Genomic DNA, 16,233 nt, shown 5'->3' on the forward strand with positions numbered 1-16,233 from the left:
TCGGCGCAATTAGTTCACTGCCATCCGCAGGACTGCTGCAGCCGCGGGCGCCGCAACGCCGTTCCAGCGCGTCATCAGCGCCTGCCACTTGATGCGTGCCGCCGCCAGATGGTGCTCCTTCACATGGCCGTAGCCGCGAATGTCCTCGGGGATGGAGGCGATCTCCACGGCCAGCGCCAGCTTGTCGGCCGTCAGGCCCGTCAGCAGGGTGTCGATGCACTGGCGGTATTCGACGATCAGGGCGCGCTCGGTACGGCGCTCCTCGGTGCGGCCGAAGGGATCGAGCACCGTGCCGCGCAATCCCTTCATGCCGGCCAGCCAGCCCATGGCCTTGCGCATCCAGGGGCCATAGGACTTTTTCAGCAGATGGCCCTGCTCGTCCTTCCTGGCAAAGCCGGGGGGCGCGAGGTGATGCACGAGCTTGTAGTCGCCCTCGAACATGTCGCTGATCTTCTGGGTGAACGCCGCCTGCGTGTGCAGACGCGCCACCTCGTACTCGTCCTTGTACGCCATCAGCTTGAACAGATAGCGCGCCACGGCCTGGGACAGGCGCGTGCCCTGGGCCAGCGGCTCTTCCGCCGTGCGCACCTTGGCCACGAAGTCGCGGTACTGCTGGGCATAGGCCGCGTTCTGGTAGGCCGTGAGGAATTCCACACGCTTGTCCAGCATTTCCTCGAGCGACGGCTTCTTGACGAACTGGATCACCTGCGATGCCTGATACAGAGCGCGCACGGCCTCCAGATCGTGGGCGCAGCGGCGGCCCCATTCAAAGGCCTCCTGGTTGCGCGCCACCTGCACGCCATTGAGCTCCATGGCGCGCATCAGCGAGGCATGGCTCAGCGGCACCTTGCCCTTTTGCCAGGCGTAGCCCAGCATCATGGGGTTGGCGTAGATGCTGTCGCCCAGCAAGGCGGTGGAAGCCTTCTCGGCGTCGAAACTGCCCAGGGCGCCATGCCCCACGGCCTCGGCCAGTGCCGTGGCGCAGCGTGCGGCAGGCGACTGCCAGTCGGGGTTGCCCACAAAGCTGGCCGTGGGCGCGGCATGGCTGTTGAGCGCCACATAGGTGCGCCCCGGCTGCATCACCGACAAGGTGGTGGGCGTGGCCGCCACGATGGGGTCGCAGCCGATGACCAGATCGGCCTTGGCCATGTCCACCTTGGTGGTGTAGATGGCATCGGCGCGGTTGGCGATCTGGATATGGCTCCAGGTGGAGCCGCCTTTTTGCGCCAGACCGGCCGCATCCTGGGTGACCACGCCCTTGCCCTCCAGGTGCGCGGCCATGCCCAGCAGCGAGCCGATGGTGATCACGCCCGTGCCGCCGACACCGGCCACCACGATGCCCCAGGCCTGCTCGGCCACGGGCAGCACGGGCTCGGGAATACTGGGCAGGGCTTCCAGGCTGCCCTTCTTGTCCTGCTTGGGCTTCTTGAGCTGACCGCCCTCGACGGTGACGAAGCTGGGGCAGAAGCCCTTGACGCAGGAATAGTCCTTGTTGCAGCTGTTCTGGTTGATGCGGCGCTTGCGGCCGAACTCGGTCTCCACGGGCTCCACCGACAGACAGTTGGACTGCACCGAGCAATCGCCACAGCCCTCGCAGACCAGCTCGTTGATGACCACGGTCTTGTCGGGCGTGCTCAGCACGCCGCGTTTGCGGCGGCGGCGCTTTTCGGTGGCGCAGGTCTGGTCGTAGATGATGATCGTGCAGCCCTTGAGCTCGCGGAACTGGCGCTGGATCGCATCCAGCTCGTCGCGGTGGTGCACGGTCACGCCCTCGCCCAGCTTCACGCCATCGTATTTCTCGGGCTCGTCGGTGACGATGACCAGTTTGCGCACGCCTTCGGAGAGCAGGCTGTTCATGATCTGCAGCACCGAATGGCCTTCAGGCCGCTCGCCCACGCGCTGGCCGCCCGTCATGGCCACGGCGTCGTTGTAGAGCACCTTGTAGGTGATGTTGGTGCCGGCCGCGATGCTCTGGCGGATGGCCAGCAGCCCGCTGTGGAAATAGGTGCCGTCGCCCAGATTGGCGAAGACATGGGCCTCTGTGGTGAAAGGCGCCTGGCCCACCCAGGTCACGCCCTCGCCGCCCATTTGCGTGAAGGTGCTGGTGCGGCGGTCTGGCATCCAGGTGGTCATGTAGTGGCAGCCGATGCCGGCCACGGCGCGCGAGCCTTCGGGCACGCGTGTCGAGGTGTTGTGCGGGCAGCCGCTGCAGAACCAGGGCGTGCGGTCGCCCGTGGAGACTTCCTTGGCCGCCTTGATCGCCGCTTCGCGGGCGTCGAGCACGGCCAGACGCTGCTGCATGCGCGTTTGCACATGCTCGGGCACGCCCAGCTTATTCAGGCGCTGGGCAATGGCGCGCGCAATGATGGCGGGGGTCAGATCGGCCGTGGGGCGCAGCAGCCAGTCGGTGCTGGGGTTGGGCAGCGACCATTCGCCACCATGCTCGTCGCTGAACTTGCCCACCACATTGGGGCGCACGTCGTCGCGCCAGTTGTAGAGCTCTTCCTTGATCTGGTATTCGATGACCTGGCGCTTTTCCTCGACCACCAGAATCTCCTGCAGGCCGCGTGCGAAATCGCGCGTGATGGTGGCCTCCAGCGGCCAGACCACGTTGACCTTGTGCAGCCTGATGCCCAGTTGGTGGCAGGTGTCCTCGTCCAGCCCCAGATCGGCCATGGCCTGGCGCGTGTCGTTATAGGCCTTGCCGCTGGCGATGATGCCGAAGCGGTCGTTGGGCCCCTCGATCACGTTGTGATTGAGCTTGTTGGCGCGCACATAGGCCAGGGCCGCATACCACTTGTAGTTCATCAGCCGCGCTTCCTGCTCCAGCGGCGGATCGGGCCAGCGGATATGCAGGCCGCCGTCGGGCATCTGAAAGTCTTCGGGCAGGATGATGTTGACGCGATCCGGGTCCACCAGCACCGAGGAGGAGGACTCCACCACCTCCTGGATCGTCTTCATGCCCGACCACAGCCCCGAGAAGCGGCTCATGGCAAAGGCATGCAGGCCCATGTCCAGGATGTCCTGCACGTTGCTGGGGAAGAACACCGGCGTGCCGCAGGCCTTGAAGATGTGGTCGCTCTGGTGCGCGGCCGTGGAGGACTTGCTGATGTGATCGTCACCCGCGATCGCAATCACGCCGCCATGCCTGGCCGTGCCCGCCATATTGGCGTGCTTGAACACGTCGGAGCAGCGGTCCACGCCCGGCCCCTTGCCATACCAGATGCCGAAGACACCGTCGAACTTCTTGGTTTCGGGGTAGAGATCGAGCTGCTGCGTGCCCCAGACGGCCGTGGCGCCCAGCTCTTCGTTCACGCCGGGCTGAAAGACGATGTGATTCGCCTCCATATGCTTTTTGGCCGCCCACAGCGACTGGTCGTAGGTGCCCAGGGGCGAGCCGCGATAGCCGCTGATGAAGCCTGCGGTATTGAGCCCGGCCTGCGCATCGCGCAGCCGCTGCAGCATGGGCAGGCGGACCAGGGCCTGCACGCCGCTCATAAAGGCGCGGCCGCGGGCCAGGGAATATTTGTCGTCCAGAGTCACAGACTCCAGGGCACGACGGACTTCATCGGGCAAAGGGGCATTCATGGCTTGTCTCCATGTGGGTGACCACCCGTGGCAGCTGTTGGCTACCAGAGCAGCATATTGCTTTGGGCATTCCTGCGCCAGAGGCACGGAACGCAAGTTGTTTGAGCAAAGTTTACGGAAAATGCCCCGAATAGAGCTTTCTTTTTATTGCCGGGATTAACCTAGTTTTTGAAAGAATCTTGCTGTAAATTGCGAATCATGAATCAACTTGATCGCTTCGACTGGGCCATCCTGAATGAGCTGCAGATGGATGGCCGCCTCACCAATGCCGAGCTGGCCCAGCGCGTGGGCCTGTCCGCCGCGCCCTGCTGGCGGCGCGTGCGCGCGCTGGAGGAGTCGGGCTATATCACCGGCTATCACGCCACGCTGGACCGCCACAAGCTGGGCCTGGGCGTGCTGGCCTTTGTGCGCGTGGATGCCGCACAGAACACGGCCGACATCACGCTGCGCATGGAGGAAGCCATTCGCCTGCTGCCCGAGGTCACCTCCTGCCACTACATCAGCGGCGCGGGCACCTTCGAGCTGCAGGTCGTGGCCAGGGACCTGGAGAGCTTTTCCGGCTTTGTGCGCAATGTGCTGCTGCGCCTGCCCAACGTCAAAGACGTGCACACGATTTTTTCGCTGGGCGAGGTCAAGTCCAGCAGCGCGCTGCCGCTGCCCAGCACGCTGACGCATGCCTGAGCCCGTCCAGCGCACTTCAAAAGTGAAGCGCGTACCGCTTTATCCATAGGTAATACCTACCATATTTGTATTGAAATCATTGACTGTCATGCGCTACAAGCTCACTGATCAATAGCAATCGTCACCGCTGCGACAGGTGGCCGCCGCAGTCTGGCGTTGTGAGGAACTACGTATTTGTCAGCACAACTTTCCTGCTACAGAATCGTGCACCATGGCCCACGATGATTCCGCAGCACGCGCTTCCCAAAATCCAATAAATTCAGACTCCGGCCAGGTCCCTGCAGGCAAGCTGCTGGAAGATCCCTCGGCCATGCATGACGGCGGCGCGCCGCCGGCTGCGGCCCCGGGCGTCTGGACACCGCTGGCCACGCCCACCTTCCGCATGCTGTGGATGATCTGGATGACGGCCAATATCTGCATGTGGATGAACGATGTGGCGGCCGCCTGGCTGATGACATCGCTGACCACCTCGCCGGTGCTGGTGGCGCTGGTGCAGTCGGCCTCCACCCTGCCGGTGTTCTTTCTGGCCCTGCCCAGCGGGGCGCTGGCCGACATCCTGGACCGGCGCCGCTACTTCATCGTCACCCAGTTCTGGGTGGCGGCCGTGGCGCTGCTGCTGTGCCTGGCCGTGCTCTCCGGCCAGCTGACGCCCTATCTGCTGCTGGCCCTGGTGTTTGCCAACGGCATCGGCCTGGCCATGCGCTGGCCGGTGTTCTCGGCGCTGATCCCGGAGCTGGTGCCCAAGCACCATCTGCCTTTTGCGATGGCGCTCAACGGCGTGGCCATGAATGCCTCGCGCATCATCGGCCCGCTGGTGGCGGGCGCCCTGATTGCCAGCCTGGGCAGTGCCTGGGTGTTTGTGCTCAATGCCGTGCTGTCCATCGTCTCGGGCTTTGTGCTGCTGCGCTGGAAGCGCCAGCAGCCCGCCAACCCGCTGGGCCGCGAGCGCCTGGGCTCGGCCATGCGCGTGGGCCTGCAGTTCATCCAGGAGTCGCCGCGCATGCATGCCGTGCTGCTGCGCACCGTCTGCTACTTTCTGCAGGCCGCCGCCATCATGGCGCTGCTGCCGCTGACGGCCCAGCGCCTGGACCACGGCACGGCCAGCAGCGGCAGTGCCGGCACCTTCACGCTGCTGCTGGCATCCATGGGCGCGGGTGCCATCCTGGGTGCCATGCTGCTGCCGCGCATACGCCAGATGCTGTCGGGCGAGCGCACGGTGCTGGCCGGCGTCGCCGCGCAAAGCCTGGCCACGCTGACCGTGGCCTTCGCGCCCCATATCGCCGTGGCCGTGCCGGGCATGATGCTCTCGGGCCTGGCCCTGCTGGCCACGGCCAACACGCTGGGCGTGGCCGCGCAGATGGCCCTGCCCAACTGGGTGCGGGCACGCGGCATGTCCATCTACCAGATGTCCATCATGGGCAGCACGGCCATCGGCGCCGCCATCTGGGGCAAGATCGCCAGCCTGGGCTCGGTGCAGATCAGCATGGCGGTGGCCGCCGTCAGCGGGCTGACGGCCCTGCTGATCGTGCAGCGCCTGAACCCGGATCGCGACATCGAGGAAGACCTCAGCCCTTCGCGCGCCTTCACGCCGCCGACGGCCGCGCTGACGCCCGAAGCCGGCCGCGTGGTGGTGACTATCGAGTACCTGATCGATCCGGCCAGGGCCGGCGCCTTCCGCGATCTGATGCAGCTGAGCCGGCGCAGCCGCCTGCGCCAGGGCGCGCTGTCCTGGAGCCTGCTGCACAGCATGAGCCAGCCAGAGCGCTTCGTGGAGCAGATCACCGACGAATCCTGGACCGAGCATCTGCGCCGCTTCGAGCGCGTGACGACCGCCGATGTGGCGCTGCGCGACCGCAAGCTGAGCTTTCACAAGGGCAAGGAGCCGCCCGTGGTGCAGCGCTACTTCACCGACGCTCTTTAAAAGAGAGCTTGCCAGCGCTTTCAGTTAAATAATTTCAGATAGTTATTTACCGAAATCCATTGACTGACAATCACTGGCAGCTCCTGTTTCTGTATCAGCGCAGATGCGGCGCCGATCCGGCCAAGGCCTTGGGCCAGAAGGCCCAGAGCTTGAGCGGCTGCTTGATGCGGCCCGCCACATCACCGGCCTCAGCCCCCCAGCCCATGAAATAGTCGGCGCGCACGGCGCCCAGAATCGCGCTGCCCGTATCCTGCGCGAACACCAGGCGGTTGAGCGAGACCGTAGGGCCGGGCGTGGACAGCCAGACCGGCGTGCCGTAGGGGATGCTGTTGCGGTCCACGGCAATGGAGCGGCCCGGCGTCAGCGCCACGCCCTGCGCGCCCTTGGGGCCGAACTGGGCATCGAAGTCGTTGAGCGCCTCCTCGCGGAAGAACACATAGCGCGGATTGCTCCAGAGCATCTCGTTGACACGCGAGGGATTGGCGGCAATCCAGGCGCTGATGCCGGGCCAGGTGGCATCGCGCACCAGGTTCTGGTCGAGCAGCCAGCGGCCCACGCTCTTGTAGGGCTGATCGTTGGTGCCGGCATAGGCCACGCGGATCATGCGCTGGCGACCGTCTGCCTCGGTCAGCATCAGCCGGCCCGAGCCCTGGATATGCAGCACCAGCATGTCCACCGGGTCGCGCAGCCAGGCAATGGCGCGGCCGGCCAGGGCGGCCTGGGCCTCGGGGTTGGTGTCGATCTGCTGGCGCGTGAACCAGGGCTTGCGCTTGCCAAAGCCCTGCGGGACCTGATAGATGGGCACATTGAAGCCGTTGCCCTGCACCCGGCGCGCCTCGTACAAGGGCTCGTAATAGGCGGTCAGCATGCCGTCGGGGCTGCCCGTGGTCGCTTCGATGCGATAGGGCTGCAGCGTGTTCATCATCCAGCTGCGCTGCTCGTCTTCCGAGGCAATGCTCAGGCGGCGCACCTCGCCGCACAGATTGGCAAACACGGTGCTGGGACGCTCGCAGTTCTTGATCCAGGCATTCCAGGCCTCGTTCAGGGAATCCTGGGGCACGCCGGGCAGCTCGCCCCAGTCCACCGCCACCCAGCGGCTTTTTGTCGGTACATTGGCGGTGAACGGCGGCTTGGCCGTGGAGGCTGGCCCGCCATGCGGCGCCATCTCGGGCACCGGTGCCGGATCGTTTTGCTGCTTGGTGGTGGTGCAGGCCACCAGGGTTCCTACAATCAGCGCCAGTGAAAAACGGCGCAGGAGATGGAAATTCATGGGTCTGATTTTGCTTGAAGCACTGCTGGCATTGGCCATTCTGGTCGCTATTGTGTGGTGGACCATGTTCTCGGGTCGGAAAAAGGGTGAGTTGCCGGCCCCGGCCGAGCCGCCTGCGTCTCCGCAAGCGCCTGCAGACTCCGGGCGGGAGGGCCCCGATCGAGCTTAGCCGATGGCGCTTGCGCCATGGGTGCGCGGCCTGATTGTGACAATCTTTTGCATCAGAAACCGCGCGCTGGCACGCGTCCTACTTTTTTCGGTTTCTCTTGGCAGTACGCTCAAGGCCTTGCAGCTTTAACGCGAAGCTGGTTTGCAGGACCCTCCGGGTCGTTCATCAAACTAAGGAGTTTTCTATGCGCAAGCAATTGGCTGTGACGGCCGCTCTGGCCTCTGCTCTGTTGATCACCGGCTGTGCCAATACCGGCGGCATGTCGGACACCACACGCCGCACCGCCACCGGCGCAGGCGTGGGCGCACTGGGCGGCGCTGCCATCGGAGCCATCGCCGGTGGCCATGCCGGCAAGGGAGCACTGATCGGTGCCGGTGTCGGTGCACTGGGCTCCTATATCTGGTCGCAGAACCTCGAAAAGCAAAAGCGCGAAATGGAAGCCGCGACCCAGGGCACAGGCGTGGGCGTGACACAGACTGCGGACAACCAGCTCAAGCTGGACATCCCCAGCGACATCTCCTTTGATACCGGCCGCGCCGACATCAAGAGCAACTTCGCCCCCATCCTCGACCGCTTTGCCGAAGGTCTGCGCAACAATCCCAACGCAGAAGTGCGCATCATCGGTCACACCGACAGCACCGGCTCCGATGCCATCAACAATCCGCTGTCGCTGCAGCGTGCCGAGAGCACCCGCAACTATCTGACCTCACGTGGCGTCAACGGTGCCCGCATCCAGGTGCAGGGCATGGGCTCGCACCAGCCCGTGGCTTCCAATGCCACCAACGAAGGCCGTGCGCGCAATCGCCGCGTGGAAATCTTCGTCGGTGAGCGCGCTCCTCAGTAAGACAGGCACCAGCCAGCAAAAAGCCCCGCAAAGCGGGGCTTTCTTCATGGCGCTTGCGCAGTGCGCAGGCTGCGGCTCAGGCGTTGCGCAGCAGATTGGCCAGCTCCACGGCCGACTTGACCTGCATCTTGTCGAAGACCCGCGCCCGGTGCACTTCCACGGTGCGCACGCTGATGTCGAGCTGATCGGCGATGAGCTTGTTCGGTACGCCCTCGACGACCAGCTTCATCACGTCCTTTTCACGATCGGTCAGCTCGCCCAAGCGGCCGCGCACCTCCTCGCGCGCCTGCAAGGCGGCCAGATGCTCGGCAGACAGCGCCAGCGCCTGCTCCACGCGGTCCACCAGCGCATTGTCGGAAAACGGCTTTTCGCAGAAATCGAAGGCACCGCGCTTGACCGTATCCACGGCCGTGGGGACATCGGCATGGCCGGTCAGAAAGATCACGGGCATGGCCTCGATCTGGCCGCGCTCCAGCATGCGATTGAACAGCGACAGGCCGCTCATGCCCGTCATGCGCATATCGAGCAGCAGGCAGCAGGGGCGACGCGTCACGGGGCTGGTCTGCAGCACCGCCTGCTCGAATTCTTCGGCGTTGCGATAGCACTCGCTCAGCAATCTGCGCGAACGCAGCAGCCATGCCAATGCCTCTCGGACATCGGCATCGTCGTCCACCACGTAGACGGTAGCGTCGGTTACAGGTTCCATGAAGCCTAGTTCTCTCTGGGTTCCCAGTGGGCCGGCAGCGTGAAGACGAACTCCGTGCCCTGCGGGAGGTGCGGGCGGTAATCAAGATGACCACCATGTTGCTCCACCACCGTGCGGCACAGGCTCAGGCCCAGGCCCATGCCCTCGGTGCGCGTGGTGAAGAAGGGGGTGAACAGCTGCTCGGCGACTTCCGCAGAAATGCCGGCGCCGCAGTCCATGATGGAAAATTCTACCCAACGCGCGCCAAGACCGTCAGAACTGCGCCTGACCGTCAGGGTCAGCACCCTGTCCTTGAACGCAGGCTGGTCCATGGCCTGCATGCCGTTGCGCGCCAGATTGAGCAGCACCTGCTCGACCATGGTGGCATCGCAGAGCACCGCCGGCAGATCGGCCTCCAGATCCAGCTGCACCGTGGCATTGAGCTTGTGTGCCTGCAGATAGACCAGGGGCATGACGGCATCGATCAGCTCCGCGGGCTGCACGACCTCCCTGGATTTGTCGCGCCGGCGCACGAAGTCGCGCACGCTCTTGATGACCTTGCCCGCACGATCGGCCTGAAAGCTGATGCGCTCCAGGGCCATGCGCAAATCCTGCAGCTGCGGGTCCTCGGTATCAGGTTCCTGTGCCAGCAGATTGAGCGAGCCCGTGGCATAGCTGGAGATGGCGGCCAGCGGCTGCGTCAGCTCATGGCTGAGCATGGAGGCCATCTCGCCCACCGTCGCCAGGCGCGCCGTGGCCTGCAGACGCTCCAGCGAGGCGCGCGACATCTCCTCCATGCGGCGCTGCTCGCTGATGTCGATGAAGGCGCTCATCCAGCCCGTGTGCTGGCCCTGGGCGGTGATCAGAGGCGCCTCGAAAATCAGCACCGGAAAGCGCGAGCCGTCCTTGCGCATGAACACGCTCTCGTGGCCCTGGCGCGGCGTGGGCAGCAGGCCGGCAAGGCGCTGATCGCGCCGGCTCACATATTCCTGGGCCAGCTCGGGCGGCCAGTAAGGCGCCACATTGAGGCCCAGCAGCTCCTGCGCGCTGAAGCCCACCATATTGCAAAAGGCCGGGTTCACATAGGTGATGCGCCCCTGGAGATCGCGGGCACGCATCCCCGTGACCAGGGAATCTTCCATGGCCTTGCGAAAGGCCAGCGCATCGCCCAGATCGCGTTCCGCGCGCAGGCGACGGCGGTTGTCGCGCACCAGCACAACCAACACCGTCACCAGCGCGATCGACATGCCGGTCACCAGCGCCGTCATCACATTGGGAAAGACGCTGGGCGCATGATGCCAGCTGTCCATGCGCAGCACCAGGGTGTTGCCGGGCAGGTCCAGCAGCTGCTGGGCCGTGAACATGCGCGAGCCGCGCCAGGCCGCCCCCACCATGGCCAGACGCGTGCCGTCCGGCTCGGTGAACGACACCTCCTGGGTGCGCGGCAGGGACTTGCCCACCTGGGCCATCAGGATGCCCTGCAGGCTGTAGGTGCCCAGCACATAGCCCACCACATGGCCGTTCTCCGTCAGCGGCATGCAGACCTGCATGGTCTCGGTGCCCAGGCCTTCGCCCAGCAGCTGGAAACGGCTGGGCGAATACGACGGCCCGTTGACGCGCCTGGCCTGGGTACAGGTCAGTGCCTCGCCCGAATGCAGCTCGGGCAAATGGCTTTCGTCTTCGACCAGCAGGGTGCGATAAGGCGTCTCGGCATGCTCGATGAGGCGCATGTTTTCGCCCCGCCACTCGATACGCATCAGGTCACGGCGCTGCTGCAGCAGCTCGGTCGCGTGCTCGCGCCATGCCGAGTGCTTGCCACTGTAGGCGCTCAGCGCCAGCAGATCCTGCAGATTGCGGCCCAGCGCCGCACGGATATCGCCGATGGCATTGGCGGTATCGCGCTCCAGCTTTTCCTGCACCTGCGATGCTTCATAGCGTCCGGCCAGCCAGACCATGGTGACCAGCATGCTGACCACCAGTGCCACCAGCAAGGTCCATAGGGACCAGCGCTTCCAGGCCATGCGCCAGCGCCGCCAGGGCCAATGGGCAGGATGGTCCTCGGGCAGTTCGTCAAGAGCAGTATTCAGCGGTTCAGTCACAGCACACGATGGGTCAAGGCCGGCAATTGCTGGCGCACCTGCAGCAAGCGGTCACGGTTGAGCTCGCCCGCCACCACGCCGGTGCCGCTGGCCTGCAGGCCCTGCACCTCGCCCCAGGGGTCGATCAGCAGGCTGTGGCCCCAGGTACGGCGGCCGTTTTCATGCACGCCGCCCTGGCCGGGCGCCAGCACATAGGCCAGGTTCTCTATCGCCCGCGCCCGCAGCAGCACCTCCCAGTGCGCCTGGCCCGTGGTGTAGGTGAAGGCACTGGGCACCAGCAGCAGGTCGGCGCCCTGGGCACTGAGCGCGCGGTACAGCTCGGGAAAGCGAAGGTCGTAGCAGATGCTCAGGCCCAGGCGCCAACGGGTGCCGTCTCTGGCCTGTATGTCGCAGACCACGGGCTGGCTGCCCGCCTGCACCACAGCGGCCTCGGTATAGCTCTCGCGCCCATTGTCGAACTGAAAGAGGTGGATCTTGTCGTAGCGGGCCACGCACTCGCCGTCGGGGGAATAGACCAGACTGGTATTGAGCACCTGGCTGTCGTCAGCCGCCTGCAGCGGCAGCGTACCCGCCACCACCCACAGCTGGAGCTGCCTGGCGGCTCCGGCCATGAAGTCCTGGATCGGCCCCTGGCCGAAGGCCTCGCGGTAGGCCAGCTTGTCGGTGTCCCTGGCGCCCATGGCGCAGAAATACTCGGGCAGCACCACCAGCTCCGCACCCAGGGCGGCGGCCTGCTGCATCAGGCTGCGCGCCTGCGCCAGATTGGCGGCGACATCCTGACCCGAGACCATTTGTAGAGCGGCAATCTTCATGGCTTCTCCTGTGAGCCTGTAGCGCCAGCGGGCTGCTTGCCGGCATCGTCGGCACCGGTCTTGGGCACGCTGCGTCTGGGCAGCTCGGTCACTTGCGGATCTTCCCAGCTGCCGTGGATATGGAACTCCTTGGTCGTGGCCGCAATCAGCGGGCCACGCAGAATCATCTGGGCCAGAAAGCTGCTCAGCCCCACCACGGGGTTGATGGCCGTGGCGACCAGGGAGGCGGACAGGGCGTTGATCTCCGGCACCACCACCACATGCAGGTCCTGGGTTTCCTTGTCGATATCGGCAGAGCCCTCCATCAGCACGGCTGCGTTCACGCCCTTCATCTGCATGTTATTCGTCTTGGCAATGCCGCGCTCTATGGTGACATCGCCTCGCATGAAGTCGAACGAGAAGCCGTTGCGGAACACGTCGCGGAAATCCAGCGTCAATCGCCTGGGCAGGGACTGCAGGCTGAGCACGCCCAGCAGCTTGGCCAGGCCCGGCTCGGCCTTGAGAAACTGGCCTTTTTGCACCTCCAGGTGCACGGCGCCGGACATGGTCTTGAACCCCGGCGTCACGGGCGATCCGGTCCAGCCGATCTCCCCCTGCAGCTCGCCCTGGCCATTGGCGACCACGCCGGGCATGTCGAAGCGATTGAGCAGCTTGCCCACATCGCGCAGATGGAGCTGGAACTGCAGCTGGGTCTGGCCCGGGTGCTTCTGGTCGCCGGAGCGCAGCGCCCAGGAGCCCTGCGCCGTCAAGGTCGCCTCGGGTGTGCTGATATTGAAGCGCGACAGCTGCCATTCGCGCTTGCCCACGCCGAGGGACAGCCCGTGGTTGCGCGCCACCACATCCAGCTTGCCCAGCGAACGCTTGCCCAACTGAAAGTCGTCCACACTGACCTGCAGTGCCGGCAGCTCGCGCAAATCGCTGCTCTGGGCGGCCGCCGCCTCCATGCCCTCGTCCGGGCCGTCGGGAATGCTCAGACGCGAGAGCTTGGCGATGACCAGGCCGCCAGGCTCCTGCGCACTGGCCTCGCGATATTCAATGCGCCCGGCCAGCTCGCGCGCCTGGATCTGGTTGCTCCAGATCTTGTTGGCATGGCTGAGCTGCAGGGATACATCGTGCAGCGAGCGGCCATGGAGCTTGACCTCGCGTGCCTTGAGCGCCAGTTGCTGAGGCACAAACTGACGCCAGCTCTCTTCCTCGGCAACGGGGCCATCGGCAGCGCTCGCTTCGCCCTCGGGCCACAGCCTCCCCCAGGCATCCAGATCCAGCACCGGCAGCTGCACCCTGGCCTGCAGACCCGCAGGCGGCAATGCGGCTTCCGCCTTGCCAGACTCCACCAGCTCCAGGCTGCCGCGCGTGATGCGGGCCTGTGCCCCGCTGATATCGCGCTCCAGCAGGGCTGCGGCCTGATTGCCCCATTGCACGCTGAGCTGGTCGGTCAGCGGCTTGGCCACAGCGGGCACAGTGCGGTTGACGCGCAAGGCCAGGAAGCTGTCGGCCGCCTTGCCCAAGGGCGCCGGCAGCATGACCGCCATGCCCTGCAGCTCGGACTGCAGGCTGATTTCCGGCACGCTGTGCAACACCTTGATCTGCAGGCCATAGCGTGCCTGGCCCTGCAGATGCCTGCCCAGAGCCGCCAGCTCGCTCATCTCCTTGGCGTCACGCAGGCCCTGGGCCGTGGCCATGCCGTCCACGCGCAGCTGGACCGGAGCCGTGGCGGCATCGGCACCGGGCTTCATGCCGCCCTCGATGCGCACGTCACCGCCCAGCGCTCTGGCCTGCACGCCCGAGAGCTGAAAGCCGGTTTCCGAGAACTGAACATTGCCGCGCAACTGGCTGAGCGCGGGCACCTCGGGCATCAGCTGCAGCGTATTGCCCGACAGCGCCACTTCTCCCTGTACCTTGCTGCGCTCCATGTGCAGGGTGGGCAGATGCAGCTTGAGGCTGAGCTTGGCATTGCCCGTGGCCCGGCTGCTATCCAGCACATGAGCGGTCAGCGCAGACAGTGCGGAGCCTTGCACCAGGTTCAGCATATCGCCCAGGGCACCATGGGCCTTGGCGTTGACCTCCACCTCGGTCTGGTTCCAGTCGGCCACGCCGGCCTGCGCTTCATCGACAACGATGGCGGTATGACCCAGAAAGCCCTTGGCCTTGCGCACCTGCATGGAGTTGCGGTCGAACACCAGCTCGCCCGAAAGCCTGGTCAGCGGCGGCCAGGGCTTTTCGCCAGGACTGAGCAGATAGCCGGGCACAAACTGGTAGTTCACGTCCTGCACCTGGGCGCTGATGTGGAACTCGCCCTTGCCCGGCTTTTCAAACGGCACATGCTCGAGTTCGCCCTTGACACGGAAGTTCACCGCACTGGCCTGGCCCGTGGTGATGGCCTCGCGCACATAGCGCAGCGCATCGCTGCCCAGGTCCTGGGGCAGATAGCGATAAATGCGCTCACCCTTGGCACGGCTGAGCTGGCCCTGCAGATCCAGCAGCCCCGGAAAACGCGGCTGGTCCTTGGTCCCGGCCCCGGACTGCCAACTGGCCTGGGCCTGGCCGGCCGTGTCTTCATTGGCAAAGCGCAGCCGGGGCACCTGCACCTTGATGGTCTGGCCCTTGTCCAGCAGCTGCCAGCGCACCAGGCTGTCGAGCTGATCGAACGGGATATCAGGGTCTTCAAACACCCCGGGGAAGCTCAGCATGGCCTGATTGACTCCCGGCGTCTTGGTCAGCGTGGCCTCGCCGCTGTCCTGGTCCAGGGTGAACTTGCCGCTCAAGCCCCGTACGCCGGGAATGCCTATGCTGTGGGGGCCCTCCTCCGAGGCCTGGGAACGCAAGCCCAGCTGCTCGAACCGCCCCGAGGCCTTGTACTGCGCCAACTGCTGCAGAGGTCCGCGCCAGGACAGCTTGAGATCGCTCAGCTGTCCTGCCGGCGCCAGCGCCCTGAGCTGGCTCTGAGCGGTTGGCGGCAGGGGCAGGCGCTGCAGCATCTGCGCCGCAATGGCCAGGTCGATGCCATCGGCCTGAACATCACCATGTTCGCCCTGGCTACCTTGCTCGGAAGCGCCGGTCGGCACATAGCGCAGGCTGAAGTCTCCTCTTGGCCAGTTCAGCCCGTCGTCGGCCGTGAACTGCAGTCCCTGGACGGAAAACTGGTAGCCGTTCTGATTCTTGGCCCGCAAACGCCCTCTCAAGGCCTGCAGAGCCAGGGGCTCGGGTCGGTCCCGCCATTGCAGCTGCAGCGCCTGTACCGCGACATCGGCCACCGCGCCCACGGGCTGGCCGTGCTCCACATCCAGCCAGGCCCTGACCGAGCCCTTGCCCTGCTGCAGCTTCCAGTCCTGCGGGCCCAGATACTGGCCCAGATGCGACAGGTCGATATGCGTGAAGTCCAGATAGGCCTGTCCGCTCCAGCGCTCCAGACGCCCTTCATGGACCGACAGCAACGGCTCCTTGAAGTTGCCCATGACCGTGAAGCGCTGGCCCCAGCCCTGCGGCGGCGTGGCATCCAGCCGCAGGGAGTGATGCCAGCGCTTGTTGCGCAGCACCAGATCCACATCCTGCAGTTGCAAGGGCGCGGCATTGCGCAGCTCGTCCACCCACTGCAGCTTGCCGCCTCGGATGGCGATTTCGGGCTGGGAGAAGATCCAGTCGGAGTCGCCCCCCTGCCCCGGGTCGGATGACACGGCAATGCCGGCCACAAAGATCTGGCCGTCTGTATCGCGTCGAACCGTCAGATCCGGCCCTTCAAGGTATATCTGCTCCACGCCCAGGGTCATCAGCGAATGGGCAGAGACCGCCACCACCACCTTGGGCAGCAGCAAGGCCTCACTCTTGTTCGCAGGGTCATGCAGGACTACGTCGCCCAGCTCGAAAGTTGGTACCAGACCCGATCGGTACGCATGCAGCCGGCCTATGGAAACCGGTACACCCAGGCTGCGTGAGGCCAGGGATTCCAGCTCGGGGCGCCACTGTTCGATTCGCGGCACAATCCAGAAATGGAGCACCCCCCACACGGTGGCCAGCAGCAGCCACAGGCTCAGGACCAGTCCCAGAGACCACCGTGCCAAGCTGGCCAGCCTATGAATTTGGCGAGTTGGGAGTGGTTTCGGTTCGATCATCGGTGGCCTAGCAATGGCAGGAATTATGACCGGCGCCCCCGTGCGCGTTTCGGTA

At 65.3% G+C, this 16,233-nt stretch carries 9 protein-coding genes; 3 read left to right on the forward strand and 6 right to left on the reverse strand.

All coding sequences use genetic code 11. The features are described from left to right. Positions 1 to 9: 9 nt before the first annotated feature. Entirely contained in the window at positions 10 to 3,588 is a 3,579-nt protein-coding gene (locus FSY59_RS09430) for an indolepyruvate ferredoxin oxidoreductase family protein (RefSeq protein ID WP_148728864.1), read from the reverse strand. Between the two features lie 198 nt (positions 3,589 to 3,786). Between FSY59_RS09430 and FSY59_RS09435 the strand changes: the two genes are divergently transcribed. Both FSY59_RS09435 and FSY59_RS09440 read left to right on the forward strand, forming a co-directional pair. Further along, positions 3,787 to 4,269: an Lrp/AsnC family transcriptional regulator gene (locus FSY59_RS09435; protein WP_003060152.1), complete on the forward strand. Its 483-nt coding sequence runs from the start codon at positions 3,787 to 3,789 to the stop codon at positions 4,267 to 4,269. Between the two features lie 211 nt (positions 4,270 to 4,480). Beyond that, positions 4,481 to 6,190 (forward strand): MFS transporter, encoded by a 1,710-nt coding sequence (locus tag FSY59_RS09440; protein WP_043375850.1) that lies wholly within the window; start codon positions 4,481 to 4,483, stop codon positions 6,188 to 6,190. A gap of 94 nt (positions 6,191 to 6,284) precedes the next feature. Here FSY59_RS09440 and FSY59_RS09445 read toward each other — a convergent pair whose 3' ends face one another. Next, positions 6,285 to 7,460, reverse strand: a complete 1,176-nt coding sequence (locus tag FSY59_RS09445; RefSeq protein WP_003060148.1) for a murein transglycosylase A — start codon at positions 7,458 to 7,460, stop codon at positions 6,285 to 6,287. A 353-nt stretch (positions 7,461 to 7,813) separates the two neighbouring features. Between FSY59_RS09445 and FSY59_RS09450 the strand changes: the two genes are divergently transcribed. After that, the gene (locus FSY59_RS09450; protein ID WP_003060146.1) at positions 7,814 to 8,473 is read left to right on the forward strand and encodes an OmpA family protein; all 660 of its coding nucleotides are present in this window, start codon (positions 7,814 to 7,816) and stop codon (positions 8,471 to 8,473) included. Between the two features lie 76 nt (positions 8,474 to 8,549). On the opposite strand, the gene FSY59_RS09455 is transcribed toward FSY59_RS09450, so the two are convergent. The 4 genes from FSY59_RS09455 to FSY59_RS09470 are packed head-to-tail and all read right to left on the reverse strand — an operon-like array spanning position 8,550 to position 16,127. Next, positions 8,550 to 9,179 carry a response regulator transcription factor gene (locus tag FSY59_RS09455; protein ID WP_003060144.1) on the reverse strand — a complete coding sequence of 210 codons (630 nt, stop codon included), beginning with the start codon at positions 9,177 to 9,179 and terminating at the stop codon, positions 8,550 to 8,552. A gap of 5 nt (positions 9,180 to 9,184) precedes the next feature. Further along, entirely contained in the window at positions 9,185 to 11,257 is a 2,073-nt protein-coding gene (locus FSY59_RS09460; RefSeq protein WP_148728865.1) for a nitrogen regulation protein NR(II), read from the reverse strand. Continuing rightward, positions 11,254 to 12,069, reverse strand: a complete 816-nt coding sequence (locus tag FSY59_RS09465; RefSeq protein WP_148728866.1) for a carbon-nitrogen hydrolase family protein — start codon at positions 12,067 to 12,069, stop codon at positions 11,254 to 11,256. Before FSY59_RS09465 ends, FSY59_RS09460 begins: the two co-directional genes overlap by 4 nt. Beyond that, the gene (locus FSY59_RS09470; protein ID WP_148728867.1) at positions 12,066 to 16,127 is read right to left on the reverse strand and encodes a YhdP family protein; all 4,062 of its coding nucleotides are present in this window, start codon (positions 16,125 to 16,127) and stop codon (positions 12,066 to 12,068) included. Before FSY59_RS09470 ends, FSY59_RS09465 begins: the two co-directional genes overlap by 4 nt. Positions 16,128 to 16,233 lie beyond the last annotated feature (106 nt).

It is taken from the genome of Comamonas sp. Z3 (genome assembly GCF_008121565.1).
Lineage (GTDB): Bacteria > Pseudomonadota > Gammaproteobacteria > Burkholderiales > Burkholderiaceae_C > Comamonas > Comamonas brasiliensis.